This window comes from Arthrobacter wenxiniae, from assembly GCF_013376105.1.
Taxonomy (GTDB): Bacteria; Actinomycetota; Actinomycetes; order Actinomycetales; family Micrococcaceae; genus Specibacter; species Specibacter wenxiniae.
Map to the genome: position 1 here is coordinate 46,892 of NZ_JAAMFM010000017.1, position 17,991 is coordinate 64,882.

At 68.1% G+C, this 17,991-nt stretch carries 11 protein-coding genes, 1 tRNA gene and 1 pseudogene; 4 read left to right on the forward strand and 9 right to left on the reverse strand.

What is annotated here, in order from left to right; genetic code table 11:
• The first annotated feature begins 297 nt into the window (after window positions 1-297).
• Window positions 298-4,815 (forward strand): ExeM/NucH family extracellular endonuclease, encoded by a 4,518-nt coding sequence (locus tag G6034_RS11935; protein WP_246295739.1) that lies wholly within the window; start codon window positions 298-300, stop codon window positions 4,813-4,815.
• Between the two features lie 41 nt (window positions 4,816-4,856).
• Here the strand turns inward: G6034_RS11935 and G6034_RS11940 are convergent, their stop codons facing one another.
• Window positions 4,857-6,833 (reverse strand): FAD/NAD(P)-binding protein, encoded by a 1,977-nt coding sequence (locus G6034_RS11940; protein ID WP_343038031.1) that lies wholly within the window; start codon window positions 6,831-6,833, stop codon window positions 4,857-4,859.
• Window positions 6,834-6,973: 140 nt separating this feature from the next.
• Here G6034_RS11940 and G6034_RS11945 point away from each other — a divergent pair, with 140 nt between their 5' ends.
• The 3 genes from G6034_RS11945 to G6034_RS11955 all read left to right on the forward strand — a co-directional run bounded on the left by G6034_RS11945 (window position 6,974) and on the right by G6034_RS11955 (window position 10,190).
• Entirely contained in the window at window positions 6,974-9,124 is a 2,151-nt protein-coding gene (locus G6034_RS11945; protein WP_176635341.1) for a prolyl oligopeptidase family serine peptidase, read from the forward strand.
• 102 nt (window positions 9,125-9,226) lie between these two features.
• Window positions 9,227-9,314: transfer RNA gene (locus tag G6034_RS11950), tRNA-Ser, on the forward strand.
• A 204-nt stretch (window positions 9,315-9,518) separates the two neighbouring features.
• Complete coding sequence (locus G6034_RS11955) at window positions 9,519-10,190, forward strand: FadR/GntR family transcriptional regulator (protein ID WP_176635342.1); 672 nt, start codon at window positions 9,519-9,521, stop codon at window positions 10,188-10,190.
• Between the two features lie 82 nt (window positions 10,191-10,272).
• On the opposite strand, the gene G6034_RS11960 is transcribed toward G6034_RS11955, so the two are convergent.
• The 8 genes and pseudogenes from G6034_RS11960 to G6034_RS11995 form a co-directional block, all read right to left on the reverse strand.
• Window positions 10,273-11,247 carry an ABC transporter substrate-binding protein gene (locus tag G6034_RS11960; protein ID WP_176635343.1) on the reverse strand — a complete coding sequence of 325 codons (975 nt, stop codon included), beginning with the start codon at window positions 11,245-11,247 and terminating at the stop codon, window positions 10,273-10,275.
• Window positions 11,248-11,312: 65 nt separating this feature from the next.
• Window positions 11,313-12,473 (reverse strand): annotated as a pseudogene (locus G6034_RS11965) (ABC transporter permease).
• The gene (locus G6034_RS11970) at window positions 12,373-13,914 is read right to left on the reverse strand and encodes a sugar ABC transporter ATP-binding protein (protein ID WP_176635344.1); all 1,542 of its coding nucleotides are present in this window, start codon (window positions 13,912-13,914) and stop codon (window positions 12,373-12,375) included. The pseudogene G6034_RS11965 and the gene G6034_RS11970 overlap by 101 nt, the downstream one beginning before the upstream one ends.
• A 219-nt stretch (window positions 13,915-14,133) precedes the next feature.
• Window positions 14,134-14,997 carry an amidohydrolase family protein gene (locus G6034_RS11975; protein ID WP_176635345.1) on the reverse strand — a complete coding sequence of 288 codons (864 nt, stop codon included), beginning with the start codon at window positions 14,995-14,997 and terminating at the stop codon, window positions 14,134-14,136.
• Complete coding sequence (locus G6034_RS11980) at window positions 14,990-15,958, reverse strand: aldo/keto reductase (protein ID WP_176635346.1); 969 nt, start codon at window positions 15,956-15,958, stop codon at window positions 14,990-14,992. Before G6034_RS11980 ends, G6034_RS11975 begins: the two co-directional genes overlap by 8 nt.
• Window positions 15,955-16,266 carry an L-rhamnose mutarotase gene (locus tag G6034_RS11985; RefSeq protein WP_176635347.1) on the reverse strand — a complete coding sequence of 104 codons (312 nt, stop codon included), beginning with the start codon at window positions 16,264-16,266 and terminating at the stop codon, window positions 15,955-15,957. The genes G6034_RS11980 and G6034_RS11985 overlap by 4 nt, the downstream gene beginning before the upstream one ends.
• The gene (locus tag G6034_RS11990; protein WP_176635308.1) at window positions 16,266-16,418 is read right to left on the reverse strand and encodes a hypothetical protein; all 153 of its coding nucleotides are present in this window, start codon (window positions 16,416-16,418) and stop codon (window positions 16,266-16,268) included. Before G6034_RS11990 ends, G6034_RS11985 begins: the two co-directional genes overlap by 1 nt.
• Window positions 16,419-16,454: 36 nt before the next feature.
• Window positions 16,455-17,798 carry an enolase C-terminal domain-like protein gene (locus G6034_RS11995; RefSeq protein WP_176635348.1) on the reverse strand — a complete coding sequence of 448 codons (1,344 nt, stop codon included), beginning with the start codon at window positions 17,796-17,798 and terminating at the stop codon, window positions 16,455-16,457.
• Between the last annotated feature and the right edge of the window lie 193 nt (window positions 17,799-17,991).

Below are 17,991 nucleotides of genomic sequence, written 5' to 3' on the forward strand. Positions count from 1 at the left end.
GGCACGCGAACCCGCACACCCGCATTTCCGGCCGGACGCCCGCAGGTCGAGCCGCCCCGGCCGCCTTTCCAGCCGCACGCCCTGGCGTCGCCCTACACCCGTTACCTGTGAACAAACTGAATTTACTTGACCAATACCCTGTGTTCATGGATGATTCACAGCTACGTGTTTAGCTCAAAAACGTAGCTGCACGAGCCGGCCGGGGGGCCGGCTTTTGGCCCTGCGGAATCCAGCCGGGCCGGCAGATCATCACCACAGGCAGCACAACGATGTGCCGAAAATCCGAGAGTTGGAGATATGAAGAGCAACACCCTTATGAAGGCGGGGATCGGTGCCATGCTGGCATTCGGGCTCGCCGCGGCCCCGCTGGCACTCGCGCCGGCGCAGGCCGACCCTGGTTCCGCAACGGCGGACCCAACCACGACGGCGGCCCTCGCGCCCACAGGCGCCCTCCCGGCCGCCGTCACCGCCCAATCCCACGTAGTCATCAATGAGGCCTACCTCAACGGCGGCAGCGCGGGGGCCAGCTACAAGAACAAGTTCGTTGAACTGTACAACCCGACCAACGCCGACGTCAGCCTCGACGGCTGGTCGCTGCAGTACCGCCCAGGAACCGGAACTGCGGCTCCCGCCAACGTGGCGCCGCTGGCCGGCACCATCAAGGCCGGGGGCTACTACCTGGTCAACGGCGGCTCGAACGGAGCCAACGGCCGGGACCTGCCCGCCACCGACTACGCCGCGACCACCATCAACCCGGCGGCCGGGGCGGGCACCGTCATCCTCTCCGACCAGGCCGCGAAGCTGCCGGCCGACCTGCCCACGGGATCGCTGCTTGGACAACCGGGCATCGTCGACCTGCTCGGCTACGGCACGTCCAACACCTTTGAAGGTGCCGCCGCCACGGCGGCCAGCGTCTCGACCTCCCTCAACCGCGCCGGCGGTGCCGACACGGACAACAACGCGGCTGACTTCACCCGCGACGCCGCCACCCCCACCGGCACGCAGGGCGGCGACGCCCCGCCGCCGCCTCCCGTGGACGCTGGCGCAATGAGCATCGCCGACGTCCAGGGAACCGGGGCCGCGAGCCCGTTCGAGGGCTCGCTCGTCACCACCGCGGGCAAGGTCACGGCCGTGTACCCCGACGGCGGCTTCAACGGCTACTTCATCCAGACCCCCGGCACGGGCGGCGACCTGGACCTGGCCACGCACACGGCCTCGGTCGGCGTCTTTGTCTTCTCCCCCGCCACCGTCCGCAGCGTCAGGATCGGCGACTACGTCCAGGTCAAGGGCCTGGTGACCGAGTTCGGCTCCGCCACGGACACCAGCAGGACCACCGAGATCACCGTTTCGGCCGGGGACATGACGCACCTGGCGGATCCTGCACCGGAAGTCAAGGCGACCGTCCTGAAGACGCTGCCCGCCACCGACGCGCAACGCGAAACCCTCGAGGGCATGCTCGTCGCCCCCCAGGGCACCTTCACCATCACCGACAACTACTCCCTCAGCAGCTACGGGGAGATCGGCCTGGCCGCTGGCACGACGGCGCTCGTCCAGCCCACCGCCGTGGCCCCCTACGGTTCCGCGGAGTACACCGCCCTGGTGGCAGGCAATGCCGCCCGTGCCATCAAGCTCGACGACGGTTCCAGCACCAACTTCTCCACCACCGGATCCGCCATCCCGCTGCCATGGCTCAGCGCCGGCACGCCGATGCGCGTGGGCTCGCAGGGCGAGTTCAGCTCCAACGTGATCCTTGACAACCGGAACAGCTCCTACAAGTTCCAGCCACTGGAACCGCTCACTGTCGCCAACGCGGCGTCCGTGCAGCCCATCGCGTTTGGCAACAACCGCGAGGCGACCCCCAAGGACGTTGGCGGCAACCTCAAGGTGGCCTCCTTCAACGTGCAGAACTACTTCCCCACCACGGGCGACGCGGACCCTGCCTGCCAGTTCTACACCGACCGCGAAAACAATCCCCTGACGGTCAAGGGCGGCTGCCTGCAGCGCGGCGCGGCAAACGCTGCCAGCCTGAAGCGCCAGCAGGACAAGATCGTCTCCGGCATCCTCGCCTCGGGCGCCGACGTCCTCTCGCTGGAGGAGATTGAAAACTCCGCCAAGTTCGGCAAGGACCGGGACAACGCACTCTCCATCCTGGTCGCCGCCCTGAACACAGCGGCCCCGGGCACCTGGGACTACGTCCGCTCCCCCGCGACCCGGCCGGCAGTGAACGATGAAGACGTCATCCGCACGGCCTTCATCTTCAAAAAGGCCGTGGCCGAGCCCGTGGGCGCCTCCGTGATCCTGGACGATGCCGCATTCACCGGCATTGCCCGCCAGCCGCTGGCCCAGGCGTTCAAGCCGGCCGGCGCACCGGACGCCTCCAAGGTGCTCATGATCGTGAACCACTTCAAGTCCAAGGGTTCAGCCATCGGCAACGACACCGACAAGGGCCAGGGCAACTCCAACCTGGCCCGCACGGCGCAGGCCAAGGCTCTGCTGGCATTCTCCGACACGCAGCAAAAGGCCCAGGGCACCGAGAAGGTCCTCCTGATTGGCGACTTCAACGCCTACCTGCACGAAGACCCCATCAACGTGCTCACCGGCGCCGGCTACGTCGACCAGGACGCCAAGACCACCAAGCACTCCTACAGCTATGGCGGCATGGTCGGCTCGCTTGACCACATCCTGGCGTCGCCCGCCGCCGAGGCCATGGTCACCGGCGTGGACATCTGGAACATCAACTCGGCCGAGTCCATCGCCATGGGCTACAGCCGCTACAACAACAACGTCACCAACTTCTACGACACCTCGGCCTTCGCCGCCTCCGACCACGACCCCGTGGTGGTGGGCCTGAAGATGCCGGGGGCCGCCGGAAGCACCCAAAATGTCAACCTCCTGAACATCAACGACTTCCACGGCCGAATCGACGCCAACACGGTGAAGTTCGCCGGCACGGTCGAGCAGCTGCGGGCAGCGGCCGGCGACGCCAACACGGCGTTCCTCTCCGCGGGCGACAACCTTGGCGCAAGCCTGTTCGCCTCGGCATCCCAGGACGACCAGCCCACCATCGAGGTGCTGAACGCGCTGGGACTGGCGGCATCCGCCGTCGGAAACCATGAGTTCGACAAGGGCTACGCCGACCTGGACGGGCGCATCCGCGCCGCCGCCAAGTGGGACTACCTGGGCGCCAACGTGTACGCCAAGGGCACCACCACCCCGGTCCTTGACGAATACAAGGTCATCACCGTCAACGGCGTGAAGGTGGCCGTCATCGGCGCCATCACGCAGGAGACCCCCACGCTCGTGACGCCGTCCGGCATCGCCAACCTCGACTTTGGCGACCCCGTGGCCGCCGTCAACCGCGTGGCTGCGAAGATCGCCGACGGCAAGCTCGCCGACGTCATCGTGGCCGAATACCACGAAGGAGCCGGGGCCGGGACGCCCGACGGCGCCACCTTGGGCCAGGAGATCGCGGCAGGCGGCGCCTTTGCAGACATCGTGGACAAGACAGCGCCCTCGGTCAACGCCATTTTCACCGGCCACACGCACAAGCAGTACGCCTGGGAGGCACCCATCCCCGGTGTTTCCGCCGACGCCACACTGAAGACCCGCCCCGTGCTCCAGACCGGAAGCTACGGCGAATTCATTGGCCAGATCCAGCTGTCCGTGGACGCCACCACCCACCAGGTGAAGTCGTACACGCAGGGCAACGTGGCACGGACCACCGAGGCTGACACCACGCTCGTCGCGAAGTTCCCGCGCGTGGCCGCCGTCAAGGCGATCACGGACAAGGCGCTCGCGGACGCCAAGGTGGCGGGCAGCGTGCCGGTGGGCAGGATCTCCGCCGACATCACCACGGCACAGACGTTCAACGCCGGGACCGGCCAGTACGTCCGTGACGACCGCGCCAGCGAGTCCACCCTGGGCAACCTGGTCGGCAACGCACTCCTGGACGCACTGAAGTCGGGCCCCGCCGGCGGGGCCGAGATCGGCGTCGTCAACCCGGGCGGCCTCCGCGCCGACCTGCTCTACAAGAACGCGGGGATCCCCGACGGCGTGGTCACGTATGCCAACGCCAACGCGGTCCTGCCCTTCGTGAACAACCTGTGGACCACCACGCTCACGGGCGCCCAGGTGAAGACCCTGCTGGAGCAGCAGTGGCAGACCAACGCGGACGGCACCATTCCCAGCCGTCCGTTCCTGAACCTTGGCCTGTCCTCCAACATGTCCTACACCTACGATTCGACCCGGAAGCTCGGCGACCACATCACCTCGGTCACCATCAACGGCGCGGCCCTGGACGCCGCCCGCGAATACCGCGTGGGCACGTTCAGTTTCCTGGCGACCGGCGGCGACAACTTCCGCGTGTTCACCGAAGGCACCAACACCAGGGATTCCGGCCTCATCGACCGCGACGCCTGGATCACGTACCTCGGCAAACAGTCCGCCAAGGCCCCGATCGCCCCCGACTTCGCACGCCGCGGCGTCGAGGTTGTGGGCAACCCCGCCACGGTGGATGCCAAGGGCACCGTCAGCTTCCAGCTCAACAAGCTGGACCTGACCTCCCTGGGCAGCCCGAAGAACACCTCCGTCAAAGTCGAGTTCACCGACGGCAAGGGCAAGCGCACCGTGGTGGACACGGCGGGTGTGACCAACGGCTCCGCGAAGGTCTCCTTCACGCTGCCGTCCGACGCCCGCACCGGCGGCACCATCGCCGTGAAGGCCGCGCCGAGCGGGACAACGGTGGAGCTGCCGATCAGCATCACCAACCCGAACGAGCAGTGCAAGCCCAACCCGGGCAGCAAGGCCTGCCTCTGACGCCGGCCGGCACATAGGAATCTCAGCTGCAGTGGGGGACGCTACGCCAGGATGTCCGCCGCGATGGCGTCGGCATCAAGCACGGTGCGGTAGCCGCTGCGGTATTCGGCGTTGGCCTGGGCCGCGATGGCCGTTCCCCACTGCACCGAGGACAGCTGGAGCCCCAGCACATACAGCCCCTCCACCGGCCGGCCCACGCCGTCGAGCGGGCGGTAGGGTGGGGCGGAGACGTCCAGGCCGCTCGTGACGACGGGCCCGCCGTCGGATGCCAGCATGACACGGGGCCGGACCAGTCCGTCGGCCTGCAGGTTGTTCAACAGCCGGGACGCCGTGCCCTGAATGCGGTTGGCCGGGGCCAGCGCCTCGACAAGGTGCCTGGCATGCCACGGCTGGTCCGCCACCCACGGGGAACTGGCCGTAAAAAGCCCGCCCTGGATCCTGAAAACCGGGTCCGGTCCGGCAAAGTGGACCACTCCGGCCCGCACCAGTGCGGCCAGCTGCTCCACGCGGAGTGCCGGCGGGCCGCTGGCCAGGCCCTCCACGAACCCTTCGAACCAGCCGCGCAGCTCGCCCAGCCAGGACTCCTGCGTGATGCCGTGGTCGGCAACGAGGGACTTGATCACGGCCCGCCCGGCATTCAGCGCGCCGATGGCCATCTTGACGGGGTCGTCCTCCCCGCGCGCGGAACCGGCGGCATCATCGGACAAATAGGCAAGCACGGCGTCGTCCAGCTCGGCCTGCGAGGCGAAGCGGTGTTTGCCACCGGGGCGCAGCGGCTGGCGGGAGAGCGGCCGGGCCAGGGCGGGCAGGTCCAGCGCGCGCCCGGCCTCCACATGGCGGGCCTCCAGGACCTTGAGCTTCTCAGCCCAGTCGCGGGCCTCGCCGTCGAGCCCGGCATGCAGCAGCGCGTCGAGGCCGGGCAGGAAGCCCGGGGACACGGCGCCGGGACTGGTCCGTGCCAAGGTGGTGTAGTAGGCCCAGAGCGCGTCGCGGTGCAGCAGCGGCCAGATGTCGTGGTCGAAGCCGGCGGTGGCGCCCATGTCGTGGATCCTGGTGACGGCGTCCTCGCACAGAAACCGCAGCTCCACCCCGGCCGGGTAGTAGCTGTCCAGCTCGGCCTTGGCCCGGTACGGAGTGCCCCGGCGGGAGGCTCCCACAATTACCGGTTCCCTGCCGCTGGCAAGGTAGGCGAGGGCGTCGCCGGGGCCGCGTCCCGTGGGCTCAAAGCGGCCGCCGCGCCCCTCCGTCAGCTGCCCGAGCACGTCGAAAAAGTTCAGCCCCATGCCACGCACCAGCACTGTGTCCCCGGCCGGAAGCTGCGTCCAGTCCACGTCGTTGGGCACGGCCGGGGGCAGGTAGGCCAGGCCGTGGGCGCGGGCGTCGTCCCGCAGCTCTCGCTGCGCCGGGCTCAGCCGCGATTCCACGTGCCCCAGCGCCAGGACCACGCTGTCCGCGCGCAGGCTTTCCCCGCCGAGGAGTTCGACGGCGAACCCTCCCCTCTCGTGGTCCCGCGCCACCCGCTTCGCCTCGTCCGCATGGACCGTGACCTGGGCGCCGCGCGGCAGTTTTTCCAGCAGCCGGGCGAAGCACCAGGAAAGGTAGCGGCCGTAGAGCGCGCGGCTGGGAAAGCCGGTGGCGGCGAGCGTGGCCAGTTCGGTGCGGTCGGCGCCGCTGAGCGTGGCGTCCGGCTCGGCACGCATCGCCCCACGCCAGTCATTGAAGCTGCAGCCGGCAAGAGGCGCGGCGGCCACGCCCTGGTCCGGGATGAGGGTGGGGAAGAACGATTGCGTGTTCATCAGGTACAGCCTGGACTGCCCCGTGCGCCACACGTGGCCCGCCCCCGGCGGGAAGGGGTCCACCAGGTGGATGTGCAGTGGACGCGGCGGCGCGGCGGCGTTCCGGGCATCCCTGGTGCTTTCGGCCGTCGCGGCGTGGCGTGCCAGCAGGCGTTCCATGACGGATGTCCCGCGGGGCCCGGCCCCCACGATGACCACGTCCTGCCCGCCCAAGATTTCCACCCCTTGAGCTTAACCGATGGCGCCCGAGTGGCGGCACGGCGCCCCGGGCTGCAAGCGGGTGGCCGTCCGGGCGCCGGGTGGCCGTCCGGACGCCGCCGGCCGGACGCCGCATCCCGGATGCGACTGCCTAGGATGGGACCATGACCCCTCCCAGTCCCGATGCGCCAGTGCCGGCAGGCCCCGCGGAACCGCCCGCCGCCGTTGCCGAACAACCCTTTGATGAGAACCTGTGGCTGGAGGACATCCACGGCGGCGACGCCATGGACTGGGTGAGGGGGCACAACGCCCGCACCGACGCCGCCCTGGTGAACCCGGCCTACACAGCCCTGGAGGCCTCCGTCCTGGAAGTGCTCGACTCCAAGGACCGCATTGCCATGGTGTCCAAGCGCGGGGACTGGTACTACAACTTTTGGCGGGACGGGGCGAACCCGCGCGGGCTGTGGCGCCGCACGGACTGGGAAAGCTATGTGTCCGGCAGCCCGGACTGGGAGCTGCTCATCGACGTCGACGCGCTCAGCGAAGCCGAGGCCTCGCAGTGGCTGTGGGCCGGCGCCTCGTTGCTGCGCCCGGCGGCCGGGGAGGACTACCGCCTGGCCATGGTGGCTCTCTCCCCCGACGGCGGCGACGCCGTCACCTACCGCGAGTTTGACCTGCAGGCCCGCTCCTTTGTGCCGGGCGGCTTCGAGCTGCCGACGGCGAAGACGCGCCTGAGCTGGGTGGACGCGGACACGCTGTATGTGGGCACGGACACCGGGCCCGGGTCCATGACGGCCTCCTCCTACCCCGCCGCCGCCCGGGTGCTGCGCCGCGGCGAATCGCTGGAGCAGCTCGCGGCGAAGGAGCCCGTGTTCGCAGTGCCGCAGGACCACCTCAGCGGGGGCGTTTCGCATGACAGCACGCCCGGTTACGAGCGCGACGTGGCCCACGACGTGATCGACTTCTTCAACGCCCGCAGCTACCTGCGCGTGGGGGACGAGTGGGTGCACATCGACGTTCCGGATGACATGAATGTCTCCCTGCACCGGGAGTGGCTGCTGCTGCGCCCCCGTACGGACTGGGCGGTTGACGCTGCCGTCCATGCCGCCGGGACGCTGCTGGCCATCGGACTCGAGGCATTCCTGGCCGGGGACCGCGGTGTGCGCACCGTCTTTTCGCCCACGCCCTCGCAGTCCCTGCAGTCGTGGAGCTGGACAAAGGACTTCCTGCTGCTCAACCTGCTCGAGGACGTCTCCTCCAAAATCCTGGTGCTTGATCCGGCGGGCGGCTGGACCGCCGCGGAGCTGGATGCCTGCCCGCCGCTGCACTCCGTTGACGCTTATGCCGTCGACGACGAGGATGCGGAGTCCGGCAACGACTACTGGCTCGTTGCGACCGGCTTCCTCACCCCGTCCACGGTGTACCGGGGAACACTGCCGGGCGGCGGGCCGGCCGCGGCCGTGCGGGAGGCGCCGTCGTTCTTCAACGAGGCGGAGTACACGGTGGAGCAGCACTTCGCGGTGTCCCTGGACGGCACGCGGATCCCGTATTTCCAGGTGGGCCCGAAGGATTTGGTGCTCGACGGCGGCAATCCCACCCTGCTGGGTGGCTACGGCGGGTTTGAGGTCTCGCGGACACCGGCATACAGCGGGGCCGTGGGGCGCAGCTGGCTGGAGCGCCGGGCCGTGGTGGACGGGCTGGAGCGCGGCGGGGTGTACGTGGTGGCGAACATCCGCGGCGGCGGGGAGTACGGGCCGGACTGGCACACGGCGGCGCTGCAGGGGAACCGGCACCGGGCGTACGAGGACTTCGCCGCCGTGGCCCGCGATCTCGCGGCGCGCGGCGTGGCCCGGCCCGGCCACTTGGGCTGCACCGGCGGCAGCAACGGCGGGCTGCTGGTGGGCAACATGCTCACGCGGTACCCTGAACTCTTTGGCGCCGTCTCCTGCGGGGTGCCGCTGCTGGACATGCGCCGGTACACGAAGCTGTCGGCCGGGGCGTCGTGGATTGCCGAGTACGGCGACCCCGACGTGCCGGCGCAGTGGGAGTTCATCAAGACGTTCTCCCCCTACCACCAGCTGCGGGCCGGCGTTTCCTACCCGCCCACGTTCATTTGGACGGCCACCTCGGACGACCGCGTCGGACCCGTGCAGGCCCGGAAGATGGCCGCCCGGATGGAGTCCCTCGGGATTCCCGTCTGGTTCCACGAGGCGCTGGAAGGCGGCCACGCGGGTGCCGGAAACAATGCCCAGGCCGCCCGGCTGCACGCGGCCTCGCATGAATTCCTGTGGCGGGCACTGACCGGCGCGCTGTAGGCGCCGGGCGCCGCCGGGGCGGCGGATCCCGTTTTGCTTTGTACCCCTTTCACTAGGTAAAGTTTGGGATGCTGGTCGGGGGCTTCTACCCCGGCCAGCGCTGGAGACGTGCCAGAGCGGCCGAATGGGCTTCACTGCTAATGAAGTGTGGGGCACAACTCCACCGGGGGTTCAAATCCCCCCGTCTCCGCCGAACACGTAAGCACCCCCGACTGGTTCAGGGGTGCTTACTTGTGTCCGGTTCAGGGGTGCTTACTTGTGTCCGCCGGGCCGCCCATGGTCGGGCAGCGGGACCCGGATTTCGACAGGCTCAATCACCGGCGGACAGGCTCAATCACCGGCGGTCGAGCCTGTCGGGACCCCGGAACAAACGTCTGACCAATACACTGGGGTCATGGCCGTCACCGATGAAGCAATCACCAAGATCAAGGACATGCTCCTCTCCGGGGAGCTCTCCGCCGGCGAGCGGCTGCCGCCGGAAAAGGAGCTCAGTGAAAAGCTGGGCCTTTCCCGCAGCTCACTGCGTGAGGCCGTCAAGGCCCTGGAAATCATCCGGGTGCTGGACGTGCGCCGCGGGGACGGCACCTATGTGACCAGCCTGGAGCCCCAGCTGCTCACGGAGGCCATGACGTTCATCGTGGACCTGCACCAGGACAAGTCCATCCTGGACATCTTTGAGGTGCGCCGCATCCTCGAACCGGCAGCGGCGGCGATTGCGGCCGGACGAATCACGGCCGACCAGCTTGCCGCCCTGCGCGCCACCATGGCGGACATAAGCGAGGCCACCAGCGTCGAATCCCTGGTGGAGCACGACCTCGTCTTCCACGGCCTGATCGCCGCCGCGGCCAACAACTCCTACCTGGGCAGCGTCCTGGATGCGCTCTCCAGCGGCACCGTCCGGGCGCGCATCTGGCGGGGGCTGACGCAGGAAAAGGCGGTGGACCGCACCCTGGCCGAGCACGCGTCCATCATCGAGGCGCTGGAACGCGGGGACGCCGAGCTCGCCCGGGCCCTGCTCACCGTCCACATCAGCGGCGTGGAGCACTGGCTGCGCCAGGCATTGTAGGGGCGTCCCGGCACTGTCGAAGCTGCCCTTTGGGACCGCCGGCCCGCCATTTTCGCAAAGGGCGGGCCGGCGCGCGTGACGCCTACTCGTAGAGGTTCGCGGCGATCTTGGGATCGGCAATGTTGGTCTTGTCGTACCAGTAAAAGCCGGTGTCGATGACCTTCTCCACCTTTTCGCCCTTGATGGCGGCGACGGCGGCCTTGACGGTTTCGTAGCCGATGCCCACGGGGTTCTGGGTGACGGCGCCTGCCATCAGGCCGTCCTTGATGGCGTCCGTCTGGGCCTTGCCGGAGTCGAAGCCGACAATGACCAGCCCGCCGGTCTTGCCGGCTTCCTTGACCGCGTTGACGACGCCGATTGCCGCCCCCTCGTTGGTGCCGTACATGCCGGCCAGGTTGGGGTGGGCGGTCATGATGGACTTGGCGGCGTCGGTGGACTTGGCCTGGTCGCCGTCCGCGTACTGGATGTCAACAATCGTGATGTCGGGTGCGTTGGACTTCAGGTAGTCCACGAAGCCGTCGCGCCGGTCCGTGCCGGACGTGGCGGTCTGGGAGTGGCCGATGATGGCGACCTCGCCCTTGTTGCCCAGCAGGCCGGCCAGGTGCTTGGCGGCCTCCGCGGCGGCGGCCTTGTTGTCCGTGGACGCGGTGGCGACCGGGATGTCGGAGTCGACGCCGGAGTCGAAGGCGATCACGGGGATCTTCCTGCTCTGGGCATCCTCCAGCACGCCCTCGGCGGCCTTGGAGTCCAGGGCTGCCAGGGCCAGGGCCTGGGGGTTCTTCGCCATGGCGTTGTTCAGCTGGTCCATCTGCTGCTGGACGTTGGTTTCCTTGTCCGGGCCCTCGAAGGAGATGTCGACGTTGAATTCCTTCGCAGCCTTCTCGGCACCCTGCTTGACCGACTGCCAGAACTGGTGCTGGAAGCCCTTGGAGACGATGGCGATGTACGGCTTCTTGCCGCTGGAGGCGCCCGGGGCCGCGGCCGGGGTGTCGCAGGCGGCAACGGTCAGGGACAGTGCGGCCACGGAGGCCAGTGCCAGGAATTTCCTTCTTTGCATGATTCTCTTGACTCCTCTGTGAAAACGACGTGCGGATGGGAATGGTTCTTCTTGCGTTCGGGAACCTATTTGGCGCTCTGGCGGCGGCGCATCATGTCCAGGTAGACGGCGAGCAGGATGACGACGCCCACGGCCACCTGCTGCCATTCCTGCGGGATGGACATGATGGAGAGTCCGTTGGTGAGCACGGACATGATGAGCGCGCCGATCACGGTGCCGATGATGGAACCCTTACCGCCCTGCAGCGAGGTTCCGCCAATGACGACGGCGGCAATCGCCTGAAGTTCGAGCCCCATGCCGCCGGCCGGCTGGGCGGAGTTCAGCCGGGCAGTGGCAATGACGCCGGCCAGGCCCGTGAAGCAGCCGGCCAGGGTGTAGATCAGCACCGTCCACTTGCGCACGTTGACGCCGGAGAGGGCCGTGGCCTGCTCGTTGGAGCCGATGGAGTAGGTGTAGCGGCCCAGCACGGTCTTGGACAGGATGAGGCCGGCAATGACGGCGGCGGCGAAGAGGATGAACACGGCATTGGGAATGACCAGGCCGGGGATGGACTTGCCCAGGGCAAAGACCTTTTGGAAGCCGGCCACGTCGTTCGTGTAGATGGGCTTGGTGCCGGAAATGACCAGGGCCAGGCCGGCGGCCACCATCATCATGGCCAGGGTGGCAATGAAGGAGGGGATCTAGAGCACCGCCACGAACAACCCGTTGACGCCGCCCATGAGCGCACCGAAGACCACCCCGCACAACACGCCCAGGATCATCGGCAGGCCCAGCTGGGTCATGAAGACGGCCGTCATGACCGAGCAGAGCGTCATTCCTGTACCGATGGACAGGTCAATGCCTCCGGTGATGATGACGAACGTGGTGCCCAGGGCCAGCAGGCCCGTCACCACTGTCGACAACAGGATGTTGGAGAGATTGGCCGCCTGGTAGAAGTTGGCGCTCGCCACGGAGAAGAACAGCACCAGCGCCAGCAGGCTGGCGAATGCCAGAAGCTGCTGGAAGCTGGCCCGGATCCTGGTGGACAGCTCTGATTTCTTGTCGCCGGCAGTCTTGCCGGCTTGCGCAGTTTCCTTGACCAAGGTCATCGTGTGTGCCTTTTCCTTCGTACTGTCTTGTAGCGTTCTAGCGCTGCGCGCCGGCGGTGTGGACGGTGGTGCCGGTGGTGGCGTCGGCAATGTTTTGCGTGGCCAGCTCCATGATGTTTTCCTGGTTTGCCTCCGCATTGGACAGGAAGCCTGTCAGGCGCCCCCCGCTCATGACGGCGATCCGGTGCGAGAGGCGCAGGACTTCGGGGAGTTCGGAGGAGATCATGATGATCGACTTCCCTTGGGCCGCCAGCTCATTGAGCAGGCTGTAGATCTCCTCCTTGGCGCCGACGTCGATGCCGCGGGTGGGTTCGTCGAAAATGAGGATGTCGCAGTCCTTGACGAGCCACTTGGCGATGACAATCTTTTGTTGGTTGCCGCCGGAAAGGTTCTTGGCGGCCTGTGCACTGGACGGGGTCTTGATGCGCAGCTTGCCGATGTATTCGCTGGCCGTGGCCTTCATGGCCCGGTTGTCCAGGACTCCCATCCGGGAGAACATCTTGAGCGAGCTGAGGGCGATGTTGTCCTTGACGTCGCGTTCCAGCATCAGACCCAGGTGCTTGCGGTCCTCGGACAGGTAACCCAGCCCCAGCGCGGCGGCCGCGGCCGGACTGGGGATGCGCACCGGCCTGCCGCCCAGTTCAACCGTGCCGGCGCTGAGGCAGTCCGCACCCACAATTGCCCGGGCCACCTCGGTGCGCCCGGCCCCCATGAGGCCGGCAAAACCGAGGATTTCGCCCTTGCGCAGCTCAAAGCTGACGTCGCGCAGCAGCGCCTTGGTGCACAGGCCCGTGACCTTCAGGACCACCTCGTCCGTGGCAGGGATCGCGTCCGGGCGCTGGTTTCCGGAAATTTCGCGGCCGACCATCAAGTTGATGACGGCCCGCATGGAGGTTTCCGTCGTGCTGACGGTGTCGACGTATTCACCGTCCCGGATGACGGAGATCCGGTCCGAGACGGCCTTGAGCTCATCCATGCGGTGGGAGATGTAGATGACGCCGGTGTCCCGATTGGTGAAGTTGCGGATCAAGGCGTGCAGGGTGGCCACTTCCGCGTCGTTCAAGGCGGCCGTGGGCTCGTCCATGATGAGGATCCGGGACCTGAAGGAAAGGGCCTTGGCAATTTCCACCATCTGCTGCTTGGCGACCGTCAGGTCCCCCACGCGCGCCCCGGGGTCAAGGTCGATCCCGATCTTTCCAAACAGGAATTGCGCCTTGCGGTTCATGCGGCGTCCACTGAGGAAGACGCCGCCCACGCGGGGTTCGCGCCCGATGTAGATGTTCTGGGCCACCGTGAGGTCCTGCATCAGGTTGAATTCCTGGTGGATGATGCTGATGCCCAGTTCCTGGGCGTGCCGGGTGCCGGCAATCACCACCTCCCTGCCGTCAATTTCAAACCTTCCCGAGTCCGGAACGTAGATGCCGGACAGCAACTTCATCAGCGTCGACTTCCCGGCGCCGTTCTCGCCCACCAGGGCCAGGACCTCGTTGTGGCGCAGCTCCAGTTGCATGTCCGAGAGCGCCTTGACGCCGGGAAAGCTCTTGTTCACGCCGGTCATGCGAAGAAGATGGTTGGTCATGCTGCCCTCTCAAGTCTCATCAACGCGAAACGACATCAGACCTCTTGCGGAGGTGCCGCACCCCCTGCTCAAGCCAGGTGGTTTGTGCCAGAACCGCTGAAATCCGCGACCATTCCCCGAATTGGCCGGTTGTGGAGTGATTCAACTTACATCATGATATGGCATCCAAAGCACAAAATCACCCAACTTCTGTCAAAACATCCGATGTTTATTGAAAAGTTACTGGCCGTAAACCCGGCGGGCCGTTCCTGCCCAGATGGCGGCCGCCTCCGCGTGGCTCAAGGAGCCGATGAGCGCCCCGGCCACCTGGACCGTGCGGCCATAACCGGCGCCAGGCAGGCTTACCGGCCAGTCGCCGCCAAACATGAGGCGATCCGGCCCGAATGCCTCCAGCGCAGCGGTCCACACGCGGGCCAGCGCCTCCGGATCGAAGGCCGCGCCGTTGCAGTGCAGCCCCGACACCTTGGCCGCCGTGTTCGGCAGCGCGGCCACGGCGCGCAGCTGGCGTTCCCACCGGTCCATGTCCGCGGCAGACCCTGCCCGCGGCGGCTTGCCCAGGTGGTCCACCACCACGGTCAGCCCGGGCAGCTCCGCCGCCAGCGCGGCGACCTGCCCCAGGTGGCGCGGAAAGGCGTCCGGGACGTCAAAGGGTATCCCCGCCGCGGCCAGCAGTCCCAGGGATTCGCGGACGGCGGGAAGTTCCAGCACGTCGGGGCGCGGATCGTCATGCACCAGGGTGCGCACGCCGCAAAACTTCGGATGTTCCCGCCACTGGTCCAGCAGCGCGGCGGCGGCGCGCGGGTCCTCGAGCGGCAGCCAGCCCACGACGCCGGCAATCCAGTCGTGCCCCGCGGCGTGGCGCAGCATGGCGACGGTGTCCGCCGGGGTGTCGTCGGCCTGGACGAGGATGGCGCGCTGCACGCCCGCCGCGGCCAGGGCCTGGCGGGCCTCCCCGGCGTCGTAGTTCCGGAACAGCTGGCCGTGCTGCGGCCCCAGCCAGGGGTAGCGCCCCTCCCCCAGCTCCCACAGGTGCAGGTGGGCGTCGAGGCGTTCCACGGCGCCCTCGGCTGCCTCGTCAGCCATGGGCCACGTCCCGGGCCAGCAGGCCGCGGGCGGCCAGTTCGTCCCAGAGTTCCACCGGGACGGGCTCCGCCATGCGGCGGGCGGTTTGCCGGATTTGTTCCGGCGTGCCGGCGCCCACCACCACGGTGCGCACCACCGGGTGGTTGGCGGCGAACTGCAGGGCCGCCGTCGGCAGTTCCACGCCAAACCCGGAACAGCAGGCGGCGAGGGCCCGGGCCTTCGCCAGGATGTGCGCCGGGGCCGGGGCATAGTTGTAGTTCGCGTCGTCGGGGACCTCGGGGCGTGCCAGCAGGCCGGAGTTGTAGACGCCCACGTTGACCACGCCCACGCCGCGTTCGGCGCACAGCGGGAGCAGGTCGGCGGCGGCCGGCTGTTCCAGCAGCGTGTACCGCCCGGCCAGCATGACCAGGTCCAGGTCCGCGGCCCGCACGCACTCGCGCAGGGCACCGGCGGAGTTGGAGCCCACGCCGATGGCGCCCACCAGGCCCTCCACCCGCAGTCTTTTCAGGGCCGGCAGCGCCAGGCGGATGCCCGCGGCGAGGTCGTAGACGTCCGGGTCGTGAAGGTAGGCGATGTCGATCCGGTCCAGGCCCAGACGTTCCAGCGAGTCCTCAAGACTGCGGCGGATTCCCGCCTCCGAGGGGTCCCAGCGGCGCACGGTGCCGGCGGGCACGTCAAAGCCCTCGGCGTCCCTGGCGCCCCGCGGGTTGGGCGCCGGTTCCAGGACGCGGCCCACCTTCGTGGAGAGGATGAATTCACCGCGCGGCTTGCCGGCCAGAACGGCGCCGAGGCGGCGTTCGGACAGCCCCAGCCCGTAGTGCGGGGCCGTGTCGAAGTACCTGATACCGGCGTCCCAGGCGGCACCCACGGTGGCGGCGGCGACGTCGTCGTCCATGGCGCGGTAGAGGTTGCCGATGCCGGCGGCGCCAAAGCCGAGGCGGCCCAGACCGGGGAGGTTCACGGCAGTTCCCACACTTTCGTCAGGCCCATGTCGGTCCCGGAGTAGTCATCCCCGACCTCCAGCAGTTCAGCCATGGCGGCCTGCCAGGCGATGTTGACGGGGTTGGGTGCCAGTTCCTTCCGCATGGCCTGGTAGTCGGCCACCTCCACCACATGGAAAAGCTCCCTGCCGCTGCGCCAGATGGTCCAACCGTTCACGCCGGCGGCGCGCAGTGCGGCGTCGAGCTCGTCGCCGATGGCGGCGTGGCGGGCGTCGTACTCGGCTTCCCTGCCGGGCTTGAGGCGGGTGTGCAGGGCGATCTTCTGCATCAGATCTCGCTTTCGTCGAGGAGGAACAGCTCAGTCACGGGCACGGCCGCATGGGGCCGTTGCACCGGCAGCCGGAGGGTCAGGGTGCCGGCGGCCTGCCCGGCGGGCGTCATCTCGCCGCGGGCCGGGCGCGGCTGGCGTGCGTGAACCACGGGGCGTGGCCGATCGCGGGCTGGGCAGCCATGGGACTACACCAGTACCTTTCCGGCACCGGGCGCCGCCTGGGCTTGGGCGTCCGCGCGCCAGAACCGCCCGTCCGGGAACGTGAACTCCGCGATGGAGGCTGCATGCATTTCGCTGCCCGCCCCGGGCGCGACGGGCGGGAAGTAGCTGCCGTCGTGGACGTCGATGGGGGTCACGAAGTGTTCGTGCAGGTGGTCCACAAATTCAATCATGCGTCCCTTCAGGGTTCCAGAGACCGCCACGAAGTCAAACATCGACAGGTGCTGGACTGCCTCGCACAGGCCCACGCCGCCGGCGTGCGGGCACACGCGCACCCCGAACTTGGCGGCCAGCAGCAGGATCGCCACGTTCTCGTTGACGCCGGCCACGCGGGCGGCGTCGATCTGGAGCACCTGCAGGGCCTGCGCCTGCAGCATCTGCTTGAAGACCACGCGGTTTTGCACGTGTTCGCCGGTGGCGACCGGGATGGGGGCCACGCCGCGGGCAATGGCCGCGTGGCCCAGGATGTCATCCGGGCTGGTGGGTTCCTCGATCCAGGCGATGTCGAACGGCGCCAGGTGCTTCATCCACTCGATGGCCTCGGCCACGTCCCAGCGCTGGTTGGCATCCACGGCGATCTTGATGTCCGGTCCCACGGCGGCCCGGGCCGTGCGGACGCGGCGGACGTCGTCGGCCAGGTCGGCGCCGACCTTGAGCTTGATCTGCCTGAAGCCGGCCGCCACGGCCTCGCGGGCCAGGCGGGCCAGCTTCTCATCGGAGTAGCCCAGCCAGCCGGGCGTGGTGGTGTAGCCGGGGTAGCCGCCGGCCAGGAGGGCGGCGGTGCGTTCCTCGCGGCCGGGCACGGCCGCCCGCAGGATGTCCAGGGCTTCCCCGCGGGTCAGGGCGTCGCTGAGGTAGCGGAAGTCCACCAGGTCCACGAGCTCCTCGGGCGTCATGGTCGCCAGCAGCTGCCACAACGGCACGCCGGCACGCTTGGCCTTCAGGTCCCACAAGGCGTTGACGACGGCGCCTATGGCCATGTGGATGACGCCCTTTTCCGGGCCGAGCCAGCGCAGCTGCGAATCATGGGCCAGCAGTTTCCAGGTGGCGCCCATGTCGGCGAGCAGTTCCTCGGCGTTGCGTCCCAGCACGTACGGGACCAGCGCCTTGATGGCTGCGGTCTCCACTTCGTTGCCCCGCCCGATGGTGAACACAAAGCCGTGGCCCTCATGGCCGTCGCCGCCGTCCGTCACCACGCGCACATAGGCCGCGGAGTAGTCCGGATCCGGGTTCATGGCATCCGAGCCGTCCAACTTCCGCGACGTCGGAAAACGGACGTCGCTCGTCTCCACGGCAATGACTGTGCTCACGTAATGGCTCCCTCAAGAAAGGTGGTGGTGGACCGGCCAAGATCTTTAGGGCAAGCTAAACATCCGATGTTTTTCATGTCAAGATGGACATTGGTCGCCAAATACCCGGACGGTGGGGGTATGGTGACTTAAAAGCTCAGATGTTAGGGCCCGTTTGACGGTCCCCACCCATAGGAACCGCGGGCGCTGCGCC